At 71.5% G+C, this 25,347-nt stretch carries 25 protein-coding genes and 1 pseudogene; 10 read left to right on the plus strand and 16 right to left on the minus strand.

Annotated elements, in window-relative coordinates; all coding sequences use genetic code 11:
* The first annotated feature begins 59 nt into the window (after positions 1–59).
* The 3 genes from P8T65_RS09050 to P8T65_RS09060 all read left to right on the plus strand — a co-directional run bounded on the left by P8T65_RS09050 (position 60) and on the right by P8T65_RS09060 (position 3,891).
* Complete coding sequence (locus tag P8T65_RS09050) at positions 60–1,748, plus strand: IucA/IucC family protein (RefSeq protein ID WP_316724875.1); 1,689 nt, start codon at positions 60–62, stop codon at positions 1,746–1,748.
* A gap of 62 nt (positions 1,749–1,810) precedes the next feature.
* A complete protein-coding gene (locus tag P8T65_RS09055) occupies positions 1,811–3,079 on the plus strand; it encodes a VWA domain-containing protein (RefSeq protein WP_316724877.1) in 1,269 nt (422 codons plus the stop codon).
* Entirely contained in the window at positions 3,079–3,891 is an 813-nt protein-coding gene (locus tag P8T65_RS09060; RefSeq protein ID WP_316724879.1) for a hypothetical protein, read from the plus strand. Before P8T65_RS09055 ends, P8T65_RS09060 begins: the two co-directional genes overlap by 1 nt.
* A gap of 251 nt (positions 3,892–4,142) precedes the next feature.
* Here the strand turns inward: P8T65_RS09060 and P8T65_RS09065 are convergent, their stop codons facing one another.
* On the minus strand, positions 4,143–4,790 hold the full coding sequence (locus P8T65_RS09065) for a winged helix-turn-helix transcriptional regulator (protein ID WP_316724881.1): 648 nt from the start codon (positions 4,788–4,790) through the stop codon (positions 4,143–4,145).
* Between the two features lie 86 nt (positions 4,791–4,876).
* Between P8T65_RS09065 and P8T65_RS09070 the strand changes: the two genes are divergently transcribed.
* From P8T65_RS09070 to P8T65_RS09090, 5 genes are all read left to right on the plus strand, one after another.
* Entirely contained in the window at positions 4,877–6,085 is a 1,209-nt protein-coding gene (locus P8T65_RS09070) for a pyridoxal phosphate-dependent aminotransferase (RefSeq protein WP_316724882.1), read from the plus strand.
* 138 nt (positions 6,086–6,223) lie between these two features.
* Positions 6,224–6,757: an HAD domain-containing protein gene (locus P8T65_RS09075; protein ID WP_316724883.1), complete on the plus strand. Its 534-nt coding sequence runs from the start codon at positions 6,224–6,226 to the stop codon at positions 6,755–6,757.
* A gap of 44 nt (positions 6,758–6,801) precedes the next feature.
* Positions 6,802–7,401: a histidine phosphatase family protein gene (locus P8T65_RS09080; RefSeq protein WP_316724884.1), complete on the plus strand. Its 600-nt coding sequence runs from the start codon at positions 6,802–6,804 to the stop codon at positions 7,399–7,401.
* A gap of 52 nt (positions 7,402–7,453) precedes the next feature.
* On the plus strand, positions 7,454–8,110 hold the full coding sequence (locus tag P8T65_RS09085; protein WP_316724885.1) for a hypothetical protein: 657 nt from the start codon (positions 7,454–7,456) through the stop codon (positions 8,108–8,110).
* A gap of 108 nt (positions 8,111–8,218) precedes the next feature.
* Positions 8,219–8,641, plus strand: coding sequence for an acyl-CoA thioesterase (locus P8T65_RS09090; RefSeq protein ID WP_316724886.1), 423 nt, complete (start codon positions 8,219–8,221; stop codon positions 8,639–8,641).
* 154 nt (positions 8,642–8,795) lie between these two features.
* Here P8T65_RS09090 and P8T65_RS09095 read toward each other — a convergent pair whose 3' ends face one another.
* A complete protein-coding gene (locus P8T65_RS09095) occupies positions 8,796–10,484 on the minus strand; it encodes a heme peroxidase family protein (RefSeq protein WP_316724887.1) in 1,689 nt (562 codons plus the stop codon).
* 316 nt (positions 10,485–10,800) lie between these two features.
* On the opposite strand from P8T65_RS09095, the gene P8T65_RS09100 reads away from it, so the two are divergent.
* Positions 10,801–12,999: an alpha-N-acetylglucosaminidase gene (locus P8T65_RS09100; protein WP_316724888.1), complete on the plus strand. Its 2,199-nt coding sequence runs from the start codon at positions 10,801–10,803 to the stop codon at positions 12,997–12,999.
* A 155-nt stretch (positions 13,000–13,154) separates the two neighbouring features.
* On the opposite strand, the gene P8T65_RS09105 is transcribed toward P8T65_RS09100, so the two are convergent.
* The 14 genes and pseudogenes from P8T65_RS09105 to P8T65_RS09170 form a co-directional block, all read right to left on the minus strand.
* Positions 13,155–14,534 (minus strand): 8-oxoguanine deaminase, encoded by a 1,380-nt coding sequence (locus P8T65_RS09105; protein WP_316724890.1) that lies wholly within the window; start codon positions 14,532–14,534, stop codon positions 13,155–13,157.
* Positions 14,535–14,544: 10 nt separating this feature from the next.
* Complete coding sequence (pucL, locus tag P8T65_RS09110; RefSeq protein WP_316724892.1) at positions 14,545–15,438, minus strand: factor-independent urate hydroxylase; 894 nt, start codon at positions 15,436–15,438, stop codon at positions 14,545–14,547.
* 2 nt (positions 15,439–15,440) lie between these two features.
* A complete protein-coding gene (uraH, locus tag P8T65_RS09115; RefSeq protein WP_316724893.1) occupies positions 15,441–15,854 on the minus strand; it encodes a hydroxyisourate hydrolase in 414 nt (137 codons plus the stop codon).
* Entirely contained in the window at positions 15,851–16,384 is a 534-nt protein-coding gene (uraD, locus tag P8T65_RS09120) for a 2-oxo-4-hydroxy-4-carboxy-5-ureidoimidazoline decarboxylase (RefSeq protein ID WP_316724895.1), read from the minus strand. The genes uraH and uraD overlap by 4 nt, the downstream gene beginning before the upstream one ends.
* 111 nt (positions 16,385–16,495) lie before the next feature.
* The gene (locus P8T65_RS09125) at positions 16,496–16,864 is read right to left on the minus strand and encodes a helix-turn-helix domain-containing protein (RefSeq protein WP_316724897.1); all 369 of its coding nucleotides are present in this window, start codon (positions 16,862–16,864) and stop codon (positions 16,496–16,498) included.
* Positions 16,861–17,112 carry a hypothetical protein gene (locus P8T65_RS09130; RefSeq protein WP_184901060.1) on the minus strand — a complete coding sequence of 84 codons (252 nt, stop codon included), beginning with the start codon at positions 17,110–17,112 and terminating at the stop codon, positions 16,861–16,863. Before P8T65_RS09130 ends, P8T65_RS09125 begins: the two co-directional genes overlap by 4 nt.
* A gap of 38 nt (positions 17,113–17,150) precedes the next feature.
* Positions 17,151–17,375 (minus strand): annotated as a pseudogene (locus tag P8T65_RS09135) (tyrosine-type recombinase/integrase); the annotation flags it as partial.
* Positions 17,376–17,524: 149 nt separating this feature from the next.
* Complete coding sequence (locus tag P8T65_RS09140; RefSeq protein ID WP_316724901.1) at positions 17,525–18,127, minus strand: TetR family transcriptional regulator; 603 nt, start codon at positions 18,125–18,127, stop codon at positions 17,525–17,527.
* Between the two features lie 49 nt (positions 18,128–18,176).
* Positions 18,177–19,022 (minus strand): fumarylacetoacetate hydrolase family protein, encoded by an 846-nt coding sequence (locus P8T65_RS09145; RefSeq protein WP_316724903.1) that lies wholly within the window; start codon positions 19,020–19,022, stop codon positions 18,177–18,179.
* The gene (locus P8T65_RS09150; protein WP_316724904.1) at positions 19,015–19,935 is read right to left on the minus strand and encodes a 3,4-dihydroxyphenylacetate 2,3-dioxygenase; all 921 of its coding nucleotides are present in this window, start codon (positions 19,933–19,935) and stop codon (positions 19,015–19,017) included. The genes P8T65_RS09145 and P8T65_RS09150 overlap by 8 nt, the downstream gene beginning before the upstream one ends.
* The gene (locus P8T65_RS09155; protein ID WP_316724906.1) at positions 19,928–21,391 is read right to left on the minus strand and encodes an aldehyde dehydrogenase; all 1,464 of its coding nucleotides are present in this window, start codon (positions 21,389–21,391) and stop codon (positions 19,928–19,930) included. Before P8T65_RS09155 ends, P8T65_RS09150 begins: the two co-directional genes overlap by 8 nt.
* A gap of 34 nt (positions 21,392–21,425) precedes the next feature.
* A complete protein-coding gene (locus tag P8T65_RS09160) occupies positions 21,426–22,232 on the minus strand; it encodes an acetoacetate decarboxylase family protein (RefSeq protein ID WP_316724908.1) in 807 nt (268 codons plus the stop codon).
* A gap of 14 nt (positions 22,233–22,246) precedes the next feature.
* Positions 22,247–23,464: an FAD/NAD(P)-binding oxidoreductase gene (locus P8T65_RS09165; protein WP_316724910.1), complete on the minus strand. Its 1,218-nt coding sequence runs from the start codon at positions 23,462–23,464 to the stop codon at positions 22,247–22,249.
* 2 nt (positions 23,465–23,466) lie between these two features.
* Positions 23,467–23,655, minus strand: coding sequence for a ferredoxin (locus tag P8T65_RS09170; protein ID WP_316724911.1), 189 nt, complete (start codon positions 23,653–23,655; stop codon positions 23,467–23,469).
* A gap of 355 nt (positions 23,656–24,010) precedes the next feature.
* On the opposite strand from P8T65_RS09170, the gene P8T65_RS09175 reads away from it, so the two are divergent.
* Entirely contained in the window at positions 24,011–25,339 is a 1,329-nt protein-coding gene (locus P8T65_RS09175; RefSeq protein WP_399103028.1) for a glutamine synthetase family protein, read from the plus strand.
* The last annotated feature ends 8 nt before the right edge of the window (positions 25,340–25,347 follow it).

Below are 25,347 nucleotides of genomic sequence, written 5' to 3' on the forward strand. Positions count from 1 at the left end.
TCCTTACGGTGCACTCGTGATCAGTATGTCTGCCCCTCACGCCTCGTCGCGAAGCAGCCATGAGGCGTCCGCCCGCGATGCCGTCACGCGTCGCGGAGGAGGCGGACGGGCAGTGGTCGTACGCCGACGCTCGAACCGACATCCCCGTCGCCACCCGTACCCGCCCGACACCGCGCCCGCACTCGTCGTCCCTGCACCCGCACCCGAGGAGCCCCTCCGTGGCCCGTCCCCCCGCGATCGACGCCGAAGCCGACGCCGAGGCCTCGCTCGGCGCCGAGTTGGGCGCCGTACGCCCTGATCTGACGCTGCCGTACACGACCGCGCTGCCCGGCGCCCGGGCGGCGGTGCTGACCCGGCTGTGGCGCGGCCTCGTCCACGAACCGCTGCCCTGGGTGGTGCGGCGGGAGACGGCCGGAGCGGACGGGGTCACGCTCCACCTCGCCGACGGCCGGCGGCTGCACGGCCCGGCCGTGGACCCGTACGGCACCGCGGCGCGGGTCGAACAGGTGTGGTTCGACGAGCGCCCGTACGACCGTCCGGCACGGCTGATGAGCGCGCTCGCCGTCCCGCACAGTGCCGCCTTCGCCGCCGAACTCGACCACAGTGTGGCCTCCTTGGCCCTGTCGCGCGCCAACCGGGGTGCGCAGCTCACCCCCTTGGCTGTCCCGGCCCCGAGGGCGGGCTGGGAGTGGGAGCAGGCGATCGTCGACGGTCACCCCTTCCACCCCAACTGCCGTTCCCGGCCCGGCTTCTCGGTCGGCGACCAGCTCGCCTACGGGCCGGAGCACCGGCAGGTGGTACGGCTGGGGCTGGCGCCCGTCGACGACGCGCTGGTCGTCGGGGCGTGGCCGGACGTGCTGCGGGACGGCGGACGGGTACTGGTCCCGGTGCATCCGTGGCAGGCGGCCCATGTCCTCAAGTGCCCCTTGGGGGAGGCGATCGAGGCGCATCCGCTGATGTCGCTGCGCACCCTCGCCCTCGCGGACGGCGGTCCGCACGTCAAGACCGCGCTGAGTGCCCGGCTGACCTCCTCCGTGCGGGACATCTCGGTCTACTCGATCGAGACCTCGGCGATCGTGTCGGACTTCATGGCCGAGGTCGCGGCCCGCACCGAAGGACTGCTGCACGTCACGCGCACACTCGGCGCGGTCACCGCCGGTTCGCCGGATCTCGCGGCGGTGCTGCGCGAGTCACCGGACACGTACGCGGACACGGCGGCCGGTGAACGGATCCTGCCGGTGGCGGCCCTGGCGACGACCGAGCTGCCGCGGTCGCCGTCCTGGCTGACGGACTTCACCCGTCTCGCGCTCACGGTCTCCCTCCGGCTGCTCGACGTGGGTGTGGCCCTGGAGGCGCATGGCCAGAACCTCCTGGTGGTCCTGTCCCCGTCGGGTGCCCCCCGCCGTCTCGTCTACCGCGACCTCGCGGACATCCGGGTCAGCCCGGCACGCCTCGCCCGGCACGGCATCGCGGCGCCCGCGATGACCGGCCGCATCGTCACGGACGACGAGAGGACCCTGCGCCGCAAGCTGTTCGGCGCCCTGATCACGGGCACGCTCGGTGCGACGGCCGGTTCGACGCCCGTCCTGCGCGAGGCGCTCGCCGCCGCCGTACGGGAGCTGCCGCGCACCGCGGATCTGGGTACGTTGCTGGAGGGGCCGGTACCGACGAAGGCGTTGACGCTGATGCGACTTTCGCCGGAGCGGCCCGGCGACATCTGGGCGGATGTGCCGAGTCCGCTGCGGTGAACGGCCCGTGGACAGCGGGTCTCGTTTTGAAGCACGGCCCCCCGGATCAATAGGATCCGCCGATGATCACAAGACAACGGCTGGCAGCAGGGGTGCTCGCCCTGCTCGCCGCCCTGACGGCCGGGATCGCGGTCCCGTCCACGGCTGTCGCCGACGAGACCACGGCCACCGCGCCCAAGGTCAACCTCCTGTTGGACGTCAGCGGTTCGATGCGGGCCAAGGACATCGACGGCGAGTCCCGCATGGCCGCGGCGAAGCAGGCGTTCAACGAGGTGCTGGACGCCACGCCCGAGGAGGTCCAGCTCGGCATCCGCACGCTGGGCGCCAACTACCCGGGCGACGACCGGAAGACGGGCTGCAAGGACACCGCGCAGCTCTACCCGGTGGGGCCGCTGGACCGCACGGAGGCGAAGACGGCGGTGGCGACGCTCACGCCGACCGGCTGGACCCCGATCGGCCCCGCGCTGCTGAAGGCGGCCGACGACCTGGAGGGCGGCGAGGGCACCAAGCGGATCGTGCTGATCAGCGACGGCGAGGACACCTGTGCCCCGCTCGACCCGTGCGAGGTGGCCCGTGAGATCGCGGCGAAGGGCATCGGCCTGACCATCGACACGCTCGGCCTGGTCCCGAACGCCAAGCTGCGCGTCCAGCTCAGCTGCATCGCCGAGGCGACCGGCGGCACGTACACCTCGATCGAGCACCGGGACGAACTCACCGACCGGGTCAACCAGTTGGTCGACCGAGCCGCCGACCCCGTGGTGGTGCCGAAGGCCGTGGAGGGCGCCGAGGCGTGCGCGCAGGCGCCCACGCTGACGTCCGGTCTCTACACGGACCGCCAGGAGTTCGGGCAGCAGCGCTGGTACCGCGTGGACGTGGAGCCGGGCCAGGAGCTGCGGGCCTCGGTGAGCGTCGCGGCGGACCGTGACGTCAACCCGGACTACGGGGTGCTGCTGCGCGCCGTGACCACGAAGAACCGCGAGATCGTGCGCGGCGAGGCGGCCGACACCGGCCGTACCGACGTCATCTCCGCCGGTCTGCGGCACCCGAAGCCGGAGGCCGACGGCGAGGAGGACGAGGACGTCGCCGAGACCGTCTGTCTCCAGGTGACCCACTCCTACTCGCCGGCGAGCGGTGTGAAGACCACGCCCGGTCTGCCGCTGGAGATCACCGTCGATGTCGTGGACGGGCCCGACCAGGCCGCCGACGTGGCCTCCTTCGGCCTCGGCCGCGGCTGGTGGCTGCTCGGTGTGTTGGTGCTCGTCGGGTTCCTCGCGGGTGTGCTGTGGGGCTGGCTGTCACGTTGGCGGGTCGCGGTCTGGAGGACCAACTGATGCGGATCACACGTGTGTTGAGCGCGGCCCTGCTGGCGCTGGGCCTGGCCGTCTCCCCGGCGGTCGCGGACTCCACGCCGTCCGCGAGCCCCTCGGACGGCGGTGACGCGCCCACCGAGGCGGGCACGTCCTTCCGTACGGCCGGGGAGTTCGAACAGGGGCAGACCGCGACGGCGAACGCCTCGACCGGTGACTACCTGTACTGGTCGTTCCCGGCCGACGCGGGGCAACGGCCCACCGTGCGGGCGACCGTCAAGCTGCCCGAGGGTGCCGAGTCCTCCTCGACCTGGCAGATCGACGTGTACGACGGGCTGCGGCGCCGCCAGGCCTGCCAGTACGGGGCGCAGACCCGGACCGCCGGAGCGGGGGCGGGGTCCGTCGAGTTGTCCTGCACCCTGCGGACGGTCCGCGCGTGGTCGGAGGAGTGGGCCGACGACCCGCTGCCGGGCACGTACTACCTCCGGCTCACCACGACCCGGCTGGCCACGGCCGATCTGGGGCTGCCGGTCGGCGCCGAGGTCGAGGTCGACTCCAAGGACATCGGCGGGTCGGCGGCGGTCGACGGGTCGCTGGCCCAGCCGCTGGTCCCGGGGATCGCGGTGACGTCCCGGCAGGAGGACGACGAGGACTCCTCGGCCGAGGCGGTGCTCTCGTCCCTCGAACCCGACGACGGGTGGGCCTCCGGCTGGTGGAGCGACCGGTGGGTGTGGACCGCGCTGGGGGCGGTGCTGGCCGCGCTGGCGGGTATCGCCGGGTACTCGCTGACGCGGGGGTCGGGCCGCCCGGGTCGCGTCCCACCGCCGGGCGCCTGACGCGCCGTCCGGTAGGGAGTTCGCCGGGCCGCCCCACCGATCTCGTCCGCGGCCCGGTGGGGCTTCTCGCGCAGTTCCCCGCCCCCCTGAAAAGCAGGGGCTACGCCCCTCGCTTTTCAACCCCCAAGCCCCCTGCCGGTTCAAGCCGACAGCCCCCGCCCCCCTTCAGGCCCGCAGGGCCTGAAGGGGGGCGGGGAATTGCGCGAGAAGCCCCACGCACCCGAAGCTCACCCACGGCGCTCGACAACCCCTCACACCTCCCGCAACTCCTTGGCCAGCGCCCCCTCCCCTTCCACCTCGACCCGCCCGGCCCGCACCGCATCCCCCAGCCCCAACTCCCCCCGGCCGAGCGCACCGCAGGTGTCCGTGTCGAGGGTCAGCCGTACGTCCGCCTCCCCGGGCGCGGGCCCGTCCCCGTACACCGGCCCCTCCTCCGCCTCCGCCCCGGCCCACACATGGAACGCCCCTTCCTCCAGCCGGACCTCGACGAGGCCCGCACCACTCCCGGCCAGCTCGCGCAGCCCCCGCAGCAGCGGCAACGCGAACCAGTGCGCCCGAACCGCGTCCGTGGCCCGGCGTTCCCCGAGCGCCGACTCCCCCCACGCCCCCAGCGCCTGCAGCACCGGCAGCAACTCCCGTCCCCGGCCGGTGAGTTCGTACACGTACGCCGCTCCCGGCGGCGGCAGCCGGCGTCGTGTCGACAGACCGTCCCGTTCCATGTCCTTCAGTCGCGACGCGAGCACGTCCGTGCTGACGCCCGGCAGGTCCGCGTGCAGATCCGTGTAGCGGCGCGGCCCGGCCAGCAGTTCGCGCACGATCAGCAGGGTCCAACGGTCACCGACGAGGTCGAGCGCCCGCGCGGCGGAACAGTACTGGTCGTAGCTTCGGCGAGGTGACATGGGACGCAGTCTAGACATGTCGTTGGACTTTCCAAGCACCTACTTGGTAAAACCAAGCATCACAACGAACCGGAGGGCGAGGGCGCATGGAGTTCCGGCAGTCGAGCAAGCTCAGCGAGGTCTGTTACGAGATCCGCGGCCCCGTGATCGAGCACGCCAACGCGCTGGAGGAGGCGGGACACAGCGTCCTGCGCCTCAACACCGGCAACCCCGCGCTCTTCGGCTTCGAGGCGCCGGAGGAGATCATCCAGGACATGATCCGGATGCTCCCGCAGGCCCACGGCTACACGGACTCGCGCGGTGTCCTCTCGGCCCGCCGCGCGGTCGCCCAGCGCTACCAGGAGCGGGGCCTCGACGTCGACGTGGACGACGTCTTCCTCGGCAACGGCGTCTCCGAGCTGGTCTCCATGGCCGTACAGGCGCTGATCGAGGACGGCGACGAGATCCTGATCCCCGCCCCCGACTTCCCCCTGTGGACGGCGGTGACCACCCTCGCCGGCGGCAAGGCGGTCCACTACCTCTGCGACGAACAGGCCGACTGGTACCCGGACCTCGACGACATGGCGTCGAAGATCACCGACCGCACCAGGGCCGTCGTCATCATCAACCCGAACAACCCCACCGGCGCGGTCTACCCCAAGGAGATCATCGAGGGCATCCTCGACCTCGCCCGCCGTCACGGCCTGATGGTCTTCGCCGACGAGATCTACGACCAGATCCTGTACGACGACGCCGTCCACCACTCGGCCGCCGCGCTCGCCCCCGACCTGGTCGTCCTGACCTTCTGCGGTCTGTCCAAGACGTACCGCGTCGCGGGCTTCCGCTCCGGCTGGCTGGTCGTCACCGGCCCCAAGCAGCACGCCCGCAACTACCTGGAGGGCCTGACGATGCTGGCCTCCATGCGGCTGTGCGCCAACGCGCCCGCCCAGTACGCCATCCAGGCCGCGCTCGGGGGGCGGCAGTCGATCACCGACCTCACCACCCCCGGCGGCCGCCTCCACGAGCAGCGCAACGTGGCGTGGGAGAAGCTCAACGAGATCCCCGGCGTCTCCTGCGTGAAGCCCAAGGGCGCCCTGTACGCCTTCCCCCGGCTCGACCCCAAGGTCCACAAGATCCACGACGACGAGAAGTTCGTCCTGGATCTGCTCCTCCGCGAGAAGATCCAGGTCGTCCAGGGCACCGGCTTCAACTGGCCGGCCCCCGACCACTTCCGCATCCTCACCCTCCCCCACGCCGACGACCTGGACGCGGCGATCAGCAGGATCGGCCGCTTCCTGAGCGGGTACCGGCAGTAGCCGACGGCCGGAACCGGTGGCCGTCGACGGCGGGTGGCCGTGGACGTCGGTACGGCACCGTCGCGTACGCCGACCGGGGTGTCGGCGTACGCGGGCGTCCGGGCATCGGTGCCCACCCGGCATGGGTAGCCCTTCCCCATGACTGAGCGTCCGCTGCTCCTCCTCGACGTCGACGGCCCCCTGAACCCGTTCGGCGCCCGCCTGTGGCGTCCTCGCGGCTATGAGTCCCACCGGGTGCGCCCGGCCTACTGGTCCTCCCGGCAGAAACCGGGCTCCCGGCGGCTGCGCCGGGGCCTGCGGATCCGGCTCAATCCGGCGCACGGCGAGCGACTGCTCGCGCTGCCCTACGAGTTGGCGTGGGCGACGACCTGGATGCACGAGGCCAACGAGATGATCGGCCCGGTGATCGGGCTGCCCCGCGATCTGCCGGTCATCGAGTTCGCCGACCTCTTCGCCGAGGACCCGGACGGGCTGTACTGGAAGACCCGGCAGGTTCTGGAGTGGGCGGCGGGACGGCCGTTCGTCTGGGTCGACGACATGATCACCGACCTCGACGTCAGGCATGTGGCCGAGCACCACGACACCGCCGCGCTGCTGCTGCGGATCGATCCGCGCCGGGGGCTACGGGAGGCGGAGTTCACGGAGTTGGAGCGGTGGGCCCGTGCCCTGTGAGGCGCGGGACGCCGTCGGGCGCCGCGGACTCGTAGCCTGGGGGCATGGGTGATCTTCTTCTTGTGCGGCACGGTGAGACCGAGTGGTCGGTGTCCGGGCAGCACACCGGCTGGACCGACATCTCACTGACGGACCACGGCCGCGAGCAGGCACGCGGCCTCGCCCCGCTGCTCGGCTCGCACCGCATCGGAGCCGTGTTCGTGAGCCCGCTCAAGCGCGCCCGGGAGACCGCCGACCTGGCCGGACTCACCGGAGCGCGCGTCGACGCCGACCTCGTCGAATGGGACTACGGCGGGTACGAGGGCGTCACCACCGTCGAGATCCACCGCACGCGGCCGGAGTGGTTCCTCTTCACGGACGGCGTGGCGCCGGGGCCTCCGGAGCACCCCGGGGAGAGCCCGGAGGAGGTCGGAGCCCGTGCCGACCGCATGCTGGCCAAGGCCCACGCGGCGCTGGCGAACACGGAGGGCAGCGTGGTGTTCGTGGCCCACGGTCACTTCCTGCGCGTGCTCACCGCCCGCTATCTCGGGCTGCCCGCCTCCGGCGGCGCGCTGTTCCAGCTGGCCACGGGCACGGTCTGCCGGCTCGGCACGGAGCACGGGCGTCCGGTCCTCGCGGGGTGGAATGTCAGACCCCCCTCGTAGTCTCCGTATCCGTAGGCGTGACCCATGGCCGGTTCGGGTGAGGGAGGGTGCCGTGACACGACCGCCGACCGCCGCCCAGCGGCGCATCATCGACGCCGCCGAGCCCGTGACCGGGCGGCTGACGGGTACGGAGCACCAGCTCGCGGCCCTGGTGAAGCGGGGCCTGGCCTTCCGGCATCCGCGCCCGCCGCACGACCACTTCCTCACACCGGCCGGGCATCGCATACGGGAGACGGCACCGGCACCGGTCCCGGAGACGGCCCCCCGGGAGCAAGCCCGGACGGACACCCCTCCCGCCGGAACCGGCGTCTTCGCCGCGCGAGTCGGCGGTGAGGAGGCCGCCGCCACCGGACCGGCTCGGGCCCGGGAGGTCCACAGCGCCTGGCAGGGGCTTCTGGAACTGCGCCGGATGACGAACACCGGCGGCGCCACGGACCGCCCCTGCGGCTGGGAGCGCACGCATCTGGTGCAGGCCGCCGCGCTGGCACTGGAAGCCGCGGGCCACCCGCCCGCCGGAACGGACCCGGCGGGCGGCGGTTACCGCGTGCGGGCCACGCCCCAGCCCGAGGCCGTCGCCGTACGGGAGCCCGACGCGCAGGCGCTGCGGGCCTGCAGGGCGACGCTGGAAGAGGCGGGCTGGCACGCGGGCGAGCACACGGATCCCCGGACGCGCGAGCGCTATCTGTTGGCTTCGCCGAGACGCGTCTAGCGGATCGAGCCGGGGTGAGGCGGGGGTCGGGGCGGGGCGAGGCGGGGTCGACTGAGCAAGCGCTCAGTACGCTAGGGGGCGTTCCGTTCGCCTCAGGTAGGGGGAGTCATGGCCGAGCCGTTTTACGTTCCGGTGACCGTGCGCGGGTACGAGACCGATGTGCAGGGGCACCTGAACCAGAGCGTGTACCTCCAGTACGGCGAACACGCGCGGTGGTCTCTGCTGCAGGCCGCCGGGATACGTCAGGCCGATCTGCTGGCGAAGGGGGTCGGACCCGTTGCGCTGGAGACGACGGTCCGCTACCGGCGCGAGCTGCTGGCCGGTGACGAGGTCGAGGTGACGTGCGTGTTCGTGTGGGGCGAGGGCAAGACGTTCCGCATCGAGCAGACCGTACGCAGGACGGACGGCACGGTGGCCGCCGAGATCACGGGTGTCGGCGGGCTGATGGATCTGAGGATCCGCAAGCTGGTGGCCGACCCCCGGGAGTACTTCCGGGTCCTGGCGACGGACCCCACCCTGTTCGGGCTGTAGGCCCGGCGACGGACCGCCCCGCCGACCGGGGCTCGACAGGGTCGCGGTCCCGGCGTCGCCGACCCGGGCTCGACGAGACGACGGGTCCCGGCGTCGTGGGCCGAGGGCTGGCGCTCCCGGTCCACGACGCCGGGGACTCACGGCCGGTGGCCGCTCAGCCCAGCGGGTTCAGCAGCTCCGGGTCGTTCTCGAAGGCGAAGAGCAGCAGGTCCGCCATGGTGAACCTGCCCTTCCGGTGGGACGGGAGGCTCGGGCGCCAGCCCGGGTGCTTCACGATCGACCTCCGGCTGCCCTCCATCGCCCGGTGGAAGACCTCCGCCACGAGGGTGCCGCCGACCCCGGTGAGGCTGCCGGGGCGCGCTTCGTTCACCTCGGCCTCGCGCAGCACGTAGAACCAGAGCGGGGTGTGCTCCACGAGCTGGGTGCGCTCGGCGTCGGTGAAGCCCTCCAGCGCGGCTCCGCCGTTGCCGCGCAGGATCTGGTCCTCCGTCAGGGGCTTGAAGCCCATCTGGGCGGCCAGTTGCGGCCCGGTGGCCAGCTCGACCATCGAGGCCCGCACCAGGTTGCGGAACGCGAGGTTGCGCTGGATGGGCGGCGGGGCCGGGCGGCCCCGGCCGTCGAAGGTGCCGGTGGGCAGCGTGGACAGGGGGTCGACGAGCAGGGTGTCCAGCCGCTTGGCCACGTTGAACTCGCGCTCCGGCACGACCAGGTCGTCCCGGCCGATCTCGCCGAAGTCGAACAGCCGGCGGAAGTCGACGATCCAGTTGCTCGGCAGCCGCAGGTTCTCGCCGGAGTCCGGGTCGTCGAGGTCGCTCAGGTCGTCCGGTCCCGGGGTGAGGTTCCCCGCCGTCCCGCTGAAGCGGAACAGCAGCCCGAGCGAGGCGATCGGACCGGGGCCGCCCGCGCGGAACACGCTGTTCCACTGGTAGGCCCCGCGCACCATGCTGTGGCCGAGGCGGTAGGCCGCCACCGAGAACTCGATGGGCATCGTCGGGAAGTCGCCGGGGCGGACGTACCCGGGGCGTTCGAAGTGCCTGCGTCCGCGTTCGAAGACCCGCTCGACGATGTCCGGGTCGACGATGCGCGGCAGGAAGTCGGTGCGCAGCACCCACTGGTAGTGCTTCACGACGAGCTCCCGGGCGGCCTGGAACAGCCGGTGCTCGGGCACTCCGCGGTCGGCGAGGTGGTCGACGACCCGGTTGTGGAAGCGGATGAAGGCCAGGTGGAGCTGGCCGACCGCGAGGTTCTCGTCGTTGCGTGTGTCCGGGATGAGCGGGGCGCGCTGGTCGGCCCGGGTGCCGCCGGCCGCCTCGCCGGCCCTCGGCAGATCGAAGCCCTCGCGGTCGATGTTGGACGTCGACTCGGGCGGGAAGTCCACGCCGAGCGTCGTGCCCATGCGCAGGCGGCCGCCGGGCTCGTAGAAACGGGCGCTGCCCGCGTGGCGCGGGCCCATGCCGTAGAGCGAGTCCAGGTCGAGGGCGGGGCTGCGCCCCTGCACCAGGTCCTCGACCGGGACCGGCTCGCCCAGGCCCACCTGGGTGCGGTCCAGGGTCAGGTCGTGGTCGACGAACTGACCGAGATACGTGAACCCTGCCGGGATCGACGCGCCGGGCTCCCCCGAGTCCGGGTCGGCGCCGCCGGTGCCCGTGGTCATGGCCACGGCCAGCTTGCCGAGCAGTTCCTCGTCGAGCTGGACCCCCTTCTCACCGAACCGGGAGAAGCGGAAGGCCATCTGCTGCTCGGTCGCGCTCGGCACGCGCGCGACCGCCGCCCCCTTCTCGAACTCCAGGATCCGGCCCTCGTTGACGACGTAGTAGGTCTCGCGATGGTGTCGGTGCACCATGTGTGTCCCCGTTCTGTCCCCCGGCTCCGCGAACGGCCACAACCGGACTTACTGGTTCTCCCCGCCGGTACCGGCCCTCACCGGACGCAAAGCGATCATTCAGATAAATCCCTGTTTTCCGACAACGCGTCGGTCGCGAGGAGCGGTTCCCGAACCAGGAAATCTACTCATATTGGTGTAGGAAGCGGCCGTTCACGTCGGGTTCTCCCCCGTGTGGCCGCGTGTCCGCGCACAAGTGGGGTGTCGGCGGGTATTCCTCCCACGGCGTACCCCCACCCATCGCCCCCCACCGCCCCCACCGCACCCCGGAGACACCATGCCGCTCGCCCGCCGTGCCCTGCTCACCGCGTTCGCCGCCGGTTCCACCGCCGCCTGCACCTCGGCCCGCGCGATTCCCTCGGACGACGCGCCCCGCACCGACAAGGCACAGCGCACGGCCTCGGTGGCGGCCAGAAGGCTGCTGCCGGACCACTGGCGGCAGATCACCTTCCTGGAGGGCAGGGAGAAGGACACCTTCCGCGTGTCGGGGAGCACGGGCCGCATCACCGTCGCCGGTGACACGCCGGCCACGCAACTCACCGGCCTCAACTGGTACTTGAAACACGTCGCGTACGCCGACATCAACTGGGCGGGCGAGCAGACGGACCTCCTGCCGCGCGAGCTGCCGGGCCTCGACCAGGCGGTGAGCCGCCGGGCGAACGTCGTCCACCGCTTCGCCCTCAACGACACCAACGACGGCTACACCGGCGCGTACCTGGACTGGGGGTACTGGGAGCGCGAGCTGGACGTGCTGGCGCTGCACGGCTACAACGAGGTCCTCGTCTACGCGGGCGCGGACGCGCTGTACCACCGGGTGTTCCAGGAGTTCGGGTACGGCGAGGAGGAGCTGCGGGCGTGGGTGCCGGGCCCGGCCCACCAGCCGTGGTGGCTGCTGCAGAACCTCTCCGCCTTCCCCTCCCCCGTCTCCCGGCAGCTCCTGGATGCGCGGGCCGTCCTCGGCCGCCGGATCGCCGACCGGACCCGGGAGCTGGGGATGACACCGGTGTTCCCCGGTTACTTCGGGACGGTCCCGGCGGGCTTCGCGGAGCGGGTCCCAGGGGCACGGACCGTGCCGCAGGGCGAGTGGATGGGCTTCGCGCGCCCCGACTGGCTGGACCCGCGCGGGGCCGAGTTCGCCACGGTCGCGGCGGCCTTCTACCGGGTGCAGGACGAGATGTTCGGTCCGTCGACGCTGTACAAGATGGATCTGCTGCACGAGGGCGGCGACCCGGGCGACGTCCCCGTGGCCGACGCGGCGAAGGGCGTCGAGCGCGCGCTCCAGCGGGCGCGTCCGGGGGCCACCTGGGTGATCCTCGGCTGGCAGCACAACCCGCCGCGGGCGATCGTCGACGCCGTCGACAAGGAGCGCATGCTCGTCGTCGACGGCCTCTCCGACCGCTTCCCCACGGTCACCGACCGCGAGGCCGACTGGGGCGACACCCCGTACGCCTTCGGTTCCATCTGGAACTTCGGCGGGCACACCGCGCTCGGCGCCAACACCCCCGACTGGGCCGCGCTGTACGAGAAGTGGCGCACGAAGGACGGCAGCCGGCTCCAGGGGATCGCCCTGATGCCGGAGGCGGCGGACAACAACCCGGCCGCCTTCACCCTGTTCTCGGAACTCGCCTGGCGGGAGGGCGAGTTGGACCTGAAGACCTGGTTCGCCGAGTGGGCGCACGCCCGGTACGGCGCCCTCGATCCGCACGCCGGGGCCGCCTGGGACATCCTGCGCCGCACCGCGTACGGCACCACACGCGCCGACTCCTGGAGCGAGGGTGCCGACGGCCTGTTCGGCGCCCGGCCGGCCCTGAACGTCGTACGGGCCGGACGCTGGTCCCCCAAGCAACTCCGCTACAGCGCGGCCGAGTTCGAGCATGCCCTGGACGAACTGCTGCTGGTGCGGACCGGCTTGCGGGTCTCGGCGGCGTATCGCCGCGACCTCCTCGACGTGGCCCGCCAGGCCCTCGCCAACCGCAGCCGGGTGATGCTGCCGCAGATCAAGGCGGCCTACGACGCCGAGGACGCGGCCCTCTTCGCGAGGTCGAGCGCGGACTGGCTGTCGCTCATCGATCTGCTGGACGAGCTGGTGGCCACCGACTCCCGCCATCTGCTGGGTCGTTGGGTGGCACAGGCCCGCTCCTGGGGCGCGGACGCCGCCGAGCGGGACCAGTTGGCGTACGACAGCCTGTCGCTGCTGACCGTGTGGGGAACACGGAAGGGAGCGGACACGGGGCTGCGGGACTACGCCAACCGGGAGTGGGCGGGACTGGTCGGTGGGCTGTACCGGTTGCGCTGGTCGACGTACTTCGAGGAGCTGAGGGTCGCGCTGGCCGCGGGCCGGGCACCGGCGAAGATCGACTGGTTCGCCCTGGAGGACCGCTGGGCGCGGAACCCGGGGACCCTCGCGACCGAGCCGACCGGCGACACGTACACGGTCGCGACCCGGGTCCGGGACCGGCTCGCGGCCCTCTCCTGACGGACCCGGCGCGTGCGGCCCGCCCGGGACGGCCCGCCCGGGACACCGTTCCGGGGCGCGCAGGCGCGTGAGCGCCCCGGAGACGGCTGCCGTGGACCTCACCGAGGTCCACGGCTCTGGCCGAGGGCCGTCCCCCTCGACCAGAGCTCAGCAGGTCAGGCCCCGGCGGCGATCCGCGCCAGCCGCCGCGCCTCCTGCCGCGTCGAGCGGGCGATCGCGTCCTCGTCGACGTGCAGCAGGCGGTTGTTCGCAACGATCTGCCGGCCGTTCACGAACGACGCCGTCACCGGGGCCGCCGCGCCGAGGACCAGGGCGGCCACCGGGTCGGCGATCGAGGCGTGCGCGAGCGTGTCGAGCTTCCAGAGGACCAGGTCGGCGAGCTTGCCGGGCTCCAGGGAGCCGATCTCCCGCGCCCGGCCCAGGACCTGGGCGCCGCCGAACGTGCCGAGCCGGAGGGCCTGGCGGGCGGTGAGGGCGGCCTCGCGGTGGGCGCCGAGGCGGTTGATCAGGAGCGCGTTGCGCAGCTCGGTGTGGAGTTCTCCGGACTCGTTGGAGGCCGTGCCGTCGACGCCGAGGCCGACCGGGACGCCGGCCGCCAGCATGTCGGGGACCCGTGCGATCCCCGCCGCCAGCCGGGCGTTGGACGACGGGCAGTGGGCGACACCCGTCTTCGTACGGGCGAAGGCCTCGATGTCGGAGTCGTTCATATGGACGCAGTGGGCCATCCACACGTCCTCGCCGAGCCAGCCCGTGGACTCGAAGTAGTCGGTCGGGCCCATGCCGAACAGCTCGTGGCAGAACTTCTCCTCCTCGACCGTCTCCGAACCGTGGGTGTGCAGCCGCACCCCGAGGCGACGGGCCAACTCGGCTCCCTCACGCATCAGTTCGGTGGAGACCGAGAACGGCGAGCAGGGCGCGACGGCCACCTGGGTCATCGCGCCGAAGGAGGCGTCGTGGTGCTCCTTGACGGTGGCCTCGGTCGCCGCGAGGGCGCCTTCGAGGCTCTCGACGGCGAAGTCCGGGGGCAGGCCGCCGTCCTTCTCTCCGCGGTCCATGGAGCCGCGGGCCAGGGTGAAGCGGACGCCCGTCTCGCGGGCGGCGCGGATGATCGCTCCCGACAGGTCGCCCGAGTCCTTCGGGTAGACGTAGTGGTGGTCCATCGCGGTGGTGACGCCGCCGCGGGCCATCATCGCCAGGGAGCCCTGGGCCGCCGCGTGGACCATCTGCTCGTCGATGCGGGCCCAGGTCGGGTAGAGCGCGACGAGCCAGTCGAAGAGGTTGTGGTCGGTGGCCAGGCCCCGGGTGATCCACTGGTAGTAGTGGTGGTGCGTGTTGACCAGGCCGGGGGTCACGAGGTGGCCTGTCGCGTCGATACGGCGTACGACGTCCGCCAGGTCCTCGGGGGCCCGCCCCCTGCCGAGCGACTCGATGCGGTCGCCGGCGATGACGAGATGGCCGGTGGCGTACTCGGTGTCGTCGGCGTCCACGGTCGCGATCGAACAGTTCTCGATCACGATGCGCTGAACTGATGTCATGGTGCGCCCTTCAGAGGTTTGTCAGGTCCGCCGGGATCCTCGCCTCGCACCCGTCCCGCAGGACGGTGGCCTCGATCAGGCCGTAGGGGCGGTCGGCGGCGAAGTACACCTCGTTGTCGTTCTTCAGCCCGAAGGGGGCCAGGTCCACCAGGAAGTGGTGCTTGTTCGGGAGGGAGAAGCGGACCTCGTCGATCTCCGCGCGGTGGTCGATGATCCGTACGCCCATCTGGTAGAGGGTCTGCTGGAGCGAGAGCGAGTACGTCTCGGCGAAGGCCCGGAGCAGGTGCTGCTTCACCTGCTCGTAGGAGGTCTCCCAGTCGGGCATCGGCTGCTCGTCGTCGGTCCAGTTGAAGCGCCAGCGGCCGGAGACCTCGGTGGCGAGGATGCGGTCGTGCGCCTCGGGCAGGGTCGTGTACTTGTCCTTGACGTAACCCCAGAACTCGGAGTCGGTCGAGTTCATGACCGTGAGGTCCTTGAGACCGGAGACGACCTCCCACGACGAGCCGTCGTGGGTGATCTGGGTCAGCCGGGTCTCCTGGCCCTGCCGGACGAAGGAGTGCGCGCCCTCGCCGCCGTGCTCGATGCGCTCCCAGGCGTACTGCTCGATACGGATACGGGCCCGGTGGATGGCCGGCTGGGAGGTCACGAAGTGCCGGGCGAGATGGATGCCGAACTGTTCGGCGGACTCGATGCCGTGCTCCTTGGCGAAGGCGTACACGGTGTTCTTGGTGGTGTCCGTCGGCAGGACGTTCGCGTTCGACCCCGAGAGGTGGACCTCGTCCATGTCGCCGCTCAGCGAGACCGAGACGTTGAGGTCCTTGATGTGGTGGGTGGCGCCGTCCCGCGTGATGCGTACGACGCGGTTCTCGGCCTTGCCGTACTGGTTGGGTCCAAGGATGGGCATAGCTAGCTCCCTCGATAAACGGAGTAGCCGAACGGGTTGAGCAGCAGCGGTACGTGGTAGTGCTCGCCGGGCGTCACCGTGAAGGTGATGACGACCTCGGGGAAGAACACGGCACCGCTGTCCCGAATCGCGGGGGCGTCCTGCTGCGCATCGGCTTGCTTGTGCACGGTCTGTGCGGCGTTCCGGGCGAGGTACGGCTCGACCTCGAAGTCGAGTCGCACCTGTGTGGTGCCCTCCGGCAGGGCCGGGAGGTCCTTGCAGCGGCCGTCGGCGTCGGTCGCCGAGCCGCCGAGCACCCGCCAGTCCGCTTCCCGTCCGGAGCGGGCGGCGACGTGGACGGCGACGCCCGCGGCGGGGCGGCCGACGGAGGTGTCCAGGATGTGCGTGGACACCGAGGCGGTCGTGCTGGTGCTCATGATCGGGCTTCCTCTTCGACGTCGACGAGCCGGGCCAGGCGGATGCGGTTGATCTTGCCCAGTTCGGTGCGGACGATCTCGCGTTCCCGCTCCGGCGCGTTGCCGATCCGGTCCCGGACCGCGTCGCGCATCTGCTCGCCGGTCCGGCCGGTGGCGCAGATCAGGAAGACATGGCCGAACTTCTCCTGGTAGGCCAGGTTCAGTTCGAGCATCTCCGCCCTGAGCTCGTCGGAGGCGCCGGCCATGCCGCGCTGCTCCCGGGCCGAGGTCGGGTCGCCCGGCTTCGGGCGGCCGATCGGGGGGTGCCCGGCCATGGCCTGCGTCAGGTCTTCCTCGCCCAGTTCGGCCATGGCCGCGTCACTGGCGGCGAGGAGGTCCTCGACGGCGGCGTAGGGGCGGCCGGCGAGGAGTCTGCGCCCCCATGCGTCCGAGGCGCACGCCTCGTGGAGCGCGGCGACGGCCACGTGCTCCTCCAGGGCGTTGAAACGGGCGAGGCCCGGTGTCGAGGAACGCGAAGTACGCGAAGTCACGGGAGCCTCCGTGCCGTGGTGCTGGACTGGCTACGGCAAGCTAACGCCCCGCGACGACATTGCGTCAACAGTTTGTTGAAAAATCGCGGTTACGGCACTCGCTCGCGGGACTCAGGCCTCTTTGTCACGGTTGAGGTAGTTGTAGACGGTGAAGCGACTGACCCCGAGGGCGCTCGCGACGGTCTCCACGCCGTGGCGCACCGAGAAGGCGCCGCGCGCCTCCAGCGTCCGTACGACCTCCTGCTTGGCCTTGCGGTCGAGGTCGGCGAGCGGCCTGCCCTTCTGGCGCTCCATCGTGGCAAGGATGTGATCCAGCGACTCGGCGAGCTGCGGCAGCCGTACGGCGACGACGTCCGCACCCGCCCAGGCCAGGACGACGTCGTCGGGGCCGGCCTCGTCCGGCGGGAGCATGAGACCGCCCATGGCGTCGACCAGCGGCTTGACCGCCGCGACGAAACGCTCGTCGTCGGCGCCGGTCACTCGCCGCCCTCCCCGACAACATTGACCTGGAGCGAGATCCGAGTGGCGCCGGACTCCAGCGTCCGGCGCAACAGGGCGTCCACGGCCGCCAGCACGGCGTCGGCCCGCCCCTCCGCCGTGTTGCCGAACGGGCCGACGTCGACCGCGTCCAGGTCGGCCGCCTCGACGACCTCCCGCGCCACGAGCGCGTGCGCCGGGGCCTCGTCGAGGTCGAAGGGCTCGGTCGTGAACTCCACTCTCAATCGCACTGTGCCCCCAAGGCAAACACTCTGACCTGCACCTTCCCTCAACCCTCCGATGGAGAGGGCACAGCGGGGGCACCTTCGCCCGTCACCGTACGGAGAGCCCGGTCCACCGCCGCCCTTGTCCGCTCGTCCGACTCAGGGAAGAGATGGCTGTAGACGTTCAAGGTCATCGCGGCGTCGGTGTGCCCCAGCCGCTCCGACACGACCTTAACGGACTCCCCCGCAGCGATCGGCAGAGACGTGCAGGAGTGCCGCAAGGCGTGGGGCCCTGCCCTTGAGGAGGCTCGACCTCGGCGATCGCTGGACGCCGGATCTGCTCACTGAATGGCAGCGGCTGTCCGGCTTCGGTGAAGGCGGTGCCGTTCGGGGCACTCGGTCTGACCTGCTGTTGTGGCAGGGACAACGACATGGGCGGCTACTCTGCCTCTCCAGGCTTCCGGGTCAGCAGTGACCGCAGCTCCTTCAGCGCGGCCTCGGTGACGTCCGGCTCGTCGAAGACCAGCTGGTGCAGCACGAGGCCCTCCAGGGCGGCGAAGACGAGCCGGGTCAGGGCAGGGCTGGTGCCGTCGGGCAGGCTGCGGGACAGTTCCCTCTCCGTGGCCTGGAAGTACTCGTCGTACAGCGCGCGGATCTGCGGCAGCAGCTCGGGCCTGCGCCGGGATTCGAGCATGAGCTCGTACTGGAACGTCTGCAGGGCCGGCTCGCGGGTGACCATGTCCGCAAGTCCCGCCGCGAAGTCGGCGATGTCGCCCGTGCCGGGCTCCAGGGAGCTCGTACTCGCGCTGGTACGCACCGCGTGTTCCAGGGCTGCCTCGATCAGCGCGTCCCGCGAGCCGAAGTGGTGCACCACGAGCCCGTGCGTGACACCCGCCTCCTCCGCGACGGCGCGATAGGTGAGCTTGCGCAGCCCGCCCCGGGCCACCACCCGCACGGCCGCGTTGAGCAGGGCCTCACGGCCGGTCCCGTAGTCCACGCGCTTGCGGGGCCTGACGGCCGGCTTCTCGGCGGAATCGCTCATGAGCGCGACCCTACCCGTACGCCGGGACCGGCAGACCCTCGCAGGAGCGTCAGCGCTTCGGCGGGCGGATGCCGCGGAACTCCCAGTCGCCGCCGAGCGCGGTGGACAGCACCTCCTCGGACTCGGTGGGCTGCGCGCCGACGTCGGCGCGGACGGGAGTGGGGCCGGTGACGACGTGGTTGGTGAGCCGCCCGAGGCCCTCCACCTCGACCTCTACGACGTCACCGGGCCGTACGGGCCGGGAGTTGGCCGGTGTGCCCGACAGGAGGACGTCGCCCGGGTACAGGGTGATGGTGCGGGCGATGTCGGCGACGAGGTAGTGCATGTCCCATTGCATCTCGTCGGTCGAACCGTCCTGGACGACCTCGCCGTTGACATACGTCCGCAGGCTCTTGCCGTGGAAGTCCCAGTCGGTGACCAGCCCCGGACCGAGCGGGCACAGGGTGTCGGAGCCCTTGACCCGGAGCATCGAGCCGGCGTCGGTGTCACGGAAGTCGTGCAGGCCGTAGTCGTTGGCGATCGTGTAGCCGGCGATGTACTCGCCCGCTGCGGCCGGGGAGATGTTGCGCGCGGTCTTCCCGATGACGATGGCGACCTCGCCCTCGTAGTTGAGCCACTTGCAGCCCTCGGGCCGGACGATCGCGCCCTTGTGGGCGTTGAGGGCCGAGGTCGGCTTGTGGAAGTAGGTGGGCGTGGCCGGCAGCTCGATCCCGAACTCCTCGACGCGGCTACGGTGGTTGAGGTGGACGGCGATCACCTTGGAGGGGACGACCGGCGGCAGGTGGTGCGCCTCGTCGGTCTTGACGCGGCGGCCGTCCCCGGCGACCAGCTCGTCACCGTCGACGGTGACCTGGACGGCGGCGCCGTCGAGCAGGATGCGGCGGTACTCAGGCATGAGCGGACTCCTGTGCGGGGGTGTGGGATGCGGTCCAGCCACCCTCGGGGCGGTCGAACCAGAGGTGGACCTGGCCGGTGCCGATCGAGTTCTCGTACTCGCCGTACTGGCGGGCCTTGGCGACGCAGGCGCGCTCGCCGAGGGCGCCGGCCATCATCAGGTAGTGGAAGAACTTCGCCTCCGGCTTGTACTTCCAGAACTCGTCCATGGTGTCCAGGACCCGGTCGTGGCGGCCCTCCTTGAACCAGGCGATGCGCTCGTGGTCGGCCTCGCGCGCCTCGGGCGTGAAGATGTGCACCGGGTCGCTGGCCTCGTGGTCGCGCAACTCCCTGAGCGGCCAGAACGTGTGCGACAGGGCTCCGGAGGCGATCAGCAGCACGCGTCGCCCCGGGGTGGCGGCGATACCGTCGGCCAGGGCGCGGCCGAGGCGCAGGTGGTCCTCCATGTCGCCGGTCTGGCACACGCCGATGGTCACCCACCGCTTGTCCGGCAGTCCCTCGCCGAGGAACTTCCAGAGGTTGATGGTGGCGTAGTAGATCGGCAGGTACTCGTCCTCGATCGCGGTGATCCAGGTGCCGTGCTTGTCCGCGAACTTCTCGATGTTGTGGGCCAGTTCGGGATCACCGGGGAAGTCGTACGGCATACGGCACATGCCCCGGGGCAGTTCCTCCGAGGTGAACAACCCCGCCCGCCGCTGCTGCGCGGTCACCACGAACTCGACTGTCGTCGCCCAGTGCGAGTCGAGAACCACGACGGTGTCGTAGTCGTCCCGCTCGAAGACATCCTTCCGGAGCTGGTTCAGGCCCGTGACGAGGGTGATCTCCTTGCCCTCGTTGAGCTCCAGCCGGTCCTCTTCGGGCAGCACGATGGTGGGGACGTGGGCGAGGAGGCCCGCCCCGACGATCTCACCCATGGTTTGTCCATCCGTTCGGTGCGGTGACCGTGTTCTTCAGGTCGCAGTAGAAGTCGAAGCTCCAGGTGCCGCCCTCGCGGCCGACGCCGGAGAGCCGGGAGCCGCCGAAGGGTGCCTGCAGGTCGCGGACGAAGAAGCAGTTGACCCAGACCGTGCCCGCGACGAGCTGCCCGGTGACGCGTTCGGCGCGCTCCGGGTCGCCGGTGGCGACGGTGGCGGCCAGCCCGAAGCGGGTGCCGTTGGCGAGCCGGACGGCCTCGTCCTCGTCGGCGAAGGTCTGCAGCGTCAGGACGGGGCCGAAGACCTCCTCCTGCACGATCTCCGCATCCTGGTCGACATCGGTGAGCAGGGTGGGCGCGTAGTACTGGCCGTCCCCCCGGTGCCCCCCGATGACGGCGCGGGCACCGGCGGCCACGGCCCGCCGCACGAAGCCGTCGATCTTCTCCAGCTGGCGGGGGTGGATGTTGGGCCCGATGTCGGTGGTCTCGTCGCGCGGATCACCCTGCTTCAGCGCGCTCGCCCTCTCGGCGAACCGGCGCGTGAACTCCCCCGCGACCGACTCCTCGACCAGCAGCCGGGTGGCCGCCAGGCACACCTGTCCGGCGTTGTCGTACTGCTCCACCGCCAGGTCGACGGCAAGGTCCAGGTCCGCGTCGGCGAACACCAGCAGCGGCGACTTGCCGCCCAGTTCGAGGCTCAGGGGCGTGAGGTTCGCGGCCGCCGACTGCGCGATGCGCCTGGCCGTGGGCACCGAGCCGGTGAAGCTGATGCGGCGCACGTCCGGATGCGAGGTCAGCGCGTCGCCGATCTCGGAGCCGTAGCCCTGGACGATGTTGAGGACACCTGCCGGGAGTCCGGCCTCGGCGGCGATGTCGGCCAGCAGGGAGGCGGTCAGCGGGGACCACTCGGCGGGCTTGAGGACGACCGTGTCGCCGGCGGCGAGGGCGGGTGCGACCTTCCAGGTGGCCAGCATGAGCGGGGCGTTCCACGGGGTGATCAGGACGCAGGGGCCCGCCGGGTCCCAGGTGACGTGGTTGGTGTGGCCGCGTGTCTCGTAGTCCTCGTGCTCCAGCTGGAGCAGCCAGTCCGCGAAGAAGCGGAAGTTGTGCGCCACGCGCGGCATCACTCCGCGGCGGTGGGAGCGCAGCAGGGCTCCGTTGTCGGTGGTCTCGACGATGGCGAGCTCTTCGATCCGCTTCTCGACCCCGTCGGCGATCGCGTGCAGGATGCGGGCGCGCTGCGCGCGGGAGGTGGCGGCCCAGGCGGGGAACGCGGCCTTCGCGGCGGCCACGGCGGCGGCCGCCTCCATGGCCGTGCCCCGGGAGATGTGGCCGATCGTGTCGCCGTCGATGGGCGAGATGTCCTCGAACGTCTGTGTAGAGGCGACGCGCTCGCCGCCGATCCAGTGCCGGGTGTCGACGGAGACCCCGGCCACGGTGATGGTGTGTTCGCTCATGCTCTGTTCCTCCGGTCTCACGAGGTGGTGGGGTCTACTCGGCGCCGGAGGTGCCGGATTCCAGCAGTCGGCCGCCGTCCCAGACGACGCCGACCTGGCGGTAGTAGGCGGCGATCGGCTCGCGGATCTCCAGGCGGGCCAGTTCTTCGGTGGGCGCCTCGAACAGCTCCAGCTCGGCGTCGCCGCGCCAGGCCTGTCCCGCCTCGAAGGACGCGGCGCCCGACTCGATCAGCTCGTCCAGGGCGAGGCCCTTGCCCTTCTCGATGGAGGGCAGCCAGCGGTGGTGGGCCATCGGATGGGCGTTGACGAAGCCGTTCGTCTCCGACGGCTCGCGCAGGGTGACCACGGTGTGGGCGAGGCGCCGGTCGGCGGCGGCGAGCGTGGCGCCGAAACGGGCTCCCGCCTCGATGCGCGGGGCGGGGCCGTACGGGTGCGGGCGCGTCTGGTGGATCGAGCCGAGCTTCTTCGGGTAGCCCTGGTGCAGCCCGCGCGCGATGGCGAAGTCCTTGTCGACCCAGATGTAGACGCAGCGCGAGTAGGTCTGTCCCCGGTACTTGCAGCGGACGACCGCGAAGGCCTCCTTGTACTGGGAGAGCACCGGGTCGAGCAGCTCCACGCCGGACGCCGAGCAGGACTGCCAGTCGGCCCAGATCAGCGCCACCGCGCCCGGGTCCTCGTCAGCGAGCTCCAGCGGCTCGGGAAGCAGTTCGCGCACACGTGCCGGGTCGGTGCGGTACTCGACGGTGAGCAGGTCACCGGAGTACCGCCAGGGCGGTGAGGGGACCAGCGACGAGGCTCCGCTCGCCGTCTTGGGGAAGAAGAATCCACGGACGGTGGTCATGATCAGCAAAGTCCTTAGGCGATGAGGGCGGGCTGCTTGAGCAGTTCGGCGCGGTAGCGGGAAGCGGCGGCCGCCGCGGCCTGGCCGCCGAGGGCGACGACACCGGCCAGCCGGCCGCCGGCGTGGTAGCCGACGACGACGTCACCGTCGAGGTCGCCTTCGAGTACGCGCACGTCCTCCTTGCCGAGTACCGGTGCACCGAAGGACTGCAGGCGGAAGTCGTGCTGGTCGCTCCAGAAGGTGGGCAGCGGCGCGAACGGGGACAGCTCGTGGCCGGCGCCGGTCAGGTGGGCGACGAGGGTCTTCGCGGCGTGCTTGGCGGTGTCCGTGGGGATGCACCAGTGCTCCACACGGCGCGGCACGCCGTCGTAGCGGGCGTTGGGGAAGCGGGCGACGTCACCGACGGCCACCACGTCGGGCCGTCCGCCGACGCGCAGATGCTCGTCGGTGGGCACGCCGTCGCTCAGGTCGAGGCCGTTGCCGTCCAGCCACTCGGTGTTGGCGACCGAGCCGACCGACTCGACCACCACGTCGGCGGGCAGGACGGTGCCGTCGGCGAGGGCGACGCCGGTGACGTGGTCGTCGCCGGTGAAGCCGGTCACGCCCGTGCCGAGGGCGAAGCGCACACCGCGTTCTTCGTGACGCTTCAGCAGGGCCCTGGCGAGGAGCTCGCCCAGAGGGCCGACCATCGGCAGCGGCAGCGGGTCGACGACGGTCACCTCGCGGGCGCCCAGAGCGACGGCGGAGGCGGCGACCTCGCAGCCGATGAAGCCGCCTCCGACGACGACCACCCGGGCTCCGGGCCTGGTCAGTGCCTGCCGCAGGCCCTGCGCGTCGTCGATGGTGCGGACCGTGTGCCGGCCGGCGAGCGGGCCGGGGCAGCGCAGGCGCCGGGGCCGCATTCCGGTGGCGACGACCAGACCGTCGTAGGACAGTGCCTCGCCGTCGTCGAACTCGACGATGTTCTCCGCGAGCCGCGCGGCGACGACTCTGGTGCCCAGCCGCCACTCCGCGTCGGCCACGCTCGCCCGCGGGCGGAAGGAGAGCGACTCGAAGGCGGCCTTGCCGGCGAGAACCTCCTTGGACAGGGGCGGGCGGTTGTAGGGCATGTGCGGCTCGTCACCGACGAGCGTGATGGCTCCGGTCCAGCCGGCGGCCCGCAGTTGCTCGGCCGCGCGCAGGCCGGCCATGGAGGCGCCGGCCACGACGATGCGTGCACTCCTCGGCGTCATGGTCAGCCCTCGATACGGATGGCCTGGAGCGGACACACGTCGGCGGCTTCCTCGACCTCGTCGCGCAGCGCGTCGTCGGGGTCGGAGACGTGGGCCAGGTGGCCGCTGTCGTCCATGGAGAAGACATCGGGGGCGGCGAAGACGCACTGGCCGTGGTCCTGGCACTTGGTCATGTCGACGACGACCTTCATGGCCGGTCCTCCTGAAAGTGAGGGCGTCGGGGCGGGGAGCGAGGGGAGGAAAGAGGGGCCCGACCGCTGTGGGCCGGGCCCCGGCCAAGGGCCCGGCCGACTGGCCGAACCCTTACTCATTTGGCTTCAAACAACATAGGAAGCGACCCAGCCCTGGTCAATACCTATCCATGCGGATAATTTTTTTCCATCCCCTCTTGCGGGGCGTCCGTAGCACCCATACCGTTTGGCACCAAACAAGTCACCCCTGTGCCTCCACCAGCACCGGCCCTCTGACTTCCCTCGCCACCCACACCCCCAAGCGCCCGAGGAGACATCGGTGAGCGCAGCCCCAACCCCCAGCCTCCGTCAGCACATGCAGCGGCTCGCCGCCGAGGGCATCGACGTGGTGCGCGTGACCTATCCCGATCTCATCGGCACCGACCGCGCACGCGACATCCTGCTGGACCACCTGCCGTCGGCGTGTGACCACGGCCTGGCCTTCTGCCGGGCCGTCTACCACACCAGCCCCCAGGGCGACGTGGTCCCCGTCTCCGGCGGTCTCGACGCCGGCCTGCCCGACATCACCGTGCGACCGGACCTGGACACCCTGGTCCCCCTCCCCTGGGAACCCGGCGTCGCCTCCTGCCTCGCCGAGGTCACCGACCCGGCCACCGGCCTGCCCGCACCGGAGTCACCCCGCGATCTCCTGCGCACCGTCCTCGCCCGGTGTGCCGAACACGGCCTGCGTCCTGTGGTCGGCCCCGAGCTCGAGTACTTCCTCGGCGACGAGGACCCGGCCTCCCCGAGCGGCTGGAAGCGATACTCGGGCGCCGCCGGCGTCGTCTACACCGCCGGCCTGCGCGCCGACGGCGACAATCACCTGCTCCGCACGCTGCGTCTGCTGCGGGACATGAACATCGGCGTGACCAGCGGAAACCACGAGTTCGACGGGGGCCAGTTCGAGATCAACCTCACCCACTCCGACGCCCTGTCCGCCGCGGACCGCGCCTTCCGCTTCAAGTCCGCCATCAAGGAGCTGGCCCGGAAGGAGGGGAAACTCGCCACCTTCATGGCCAAGCCGTTCAACGACGCCGGCGGCTCCGGTTTCCACCTCCATCTGTCCTGCGACAGCTCCGACGAGGCAGGCGCCGGCAACGCCTTCGACGATCCCGCCGGTCCGTACGGGCTGTCCGCCACCGCCCGCCACGCCGTCGCCGGCATCCTCGCCCACGCCCCGGCCCTGGCCGCACTGGCCAACCCGACCGTGAACTCCTACAAGCGTTTCGGCCCGGACACCCTCGCGCCCTGGCTGATCGACTGGGGCCTGGACAACCGCAGCGCCATGGTCCGCATCCCGCCCGAGCGCGGCTCCGGCGCCCGACTCGAACTGCGCCTCGGTGACGCCAGCGCCAACCCGTACCTGCTGATCGCGGGCACGGTCGCCGCCGCGCTGCTCGGGGTCCTGGCCGGCGAGGAGCCCCCCGGCCCCTTGGAGGGGTACGGCTACGACACCGCCAGGGCGGCCGTGCTGCCCATGAGCCTGCCGGCCGCACTGGACGCCCTGGAAGCGGACACGGAACTGACCGACGTCCTCGGCAAGGACTTCACCGACTCCTTCCTCTCCTACAAGCGCAACGAGATCGAACGCTTCCAACGGCACGTCACCGACTGGGAGTTCACCGAGTACGCCTACCACCTGTGACGACTGGG

This window comes from Streptomyces sp. 11x1 (assembly GCF_032598905.1).
In the GTDB taxonomy this organism is placed as follows: domain Bacteria; phylum Actinomycetota; class Actinomycetes; order Streptomycetales; family Streptomycetaceae; genus Streptomyces.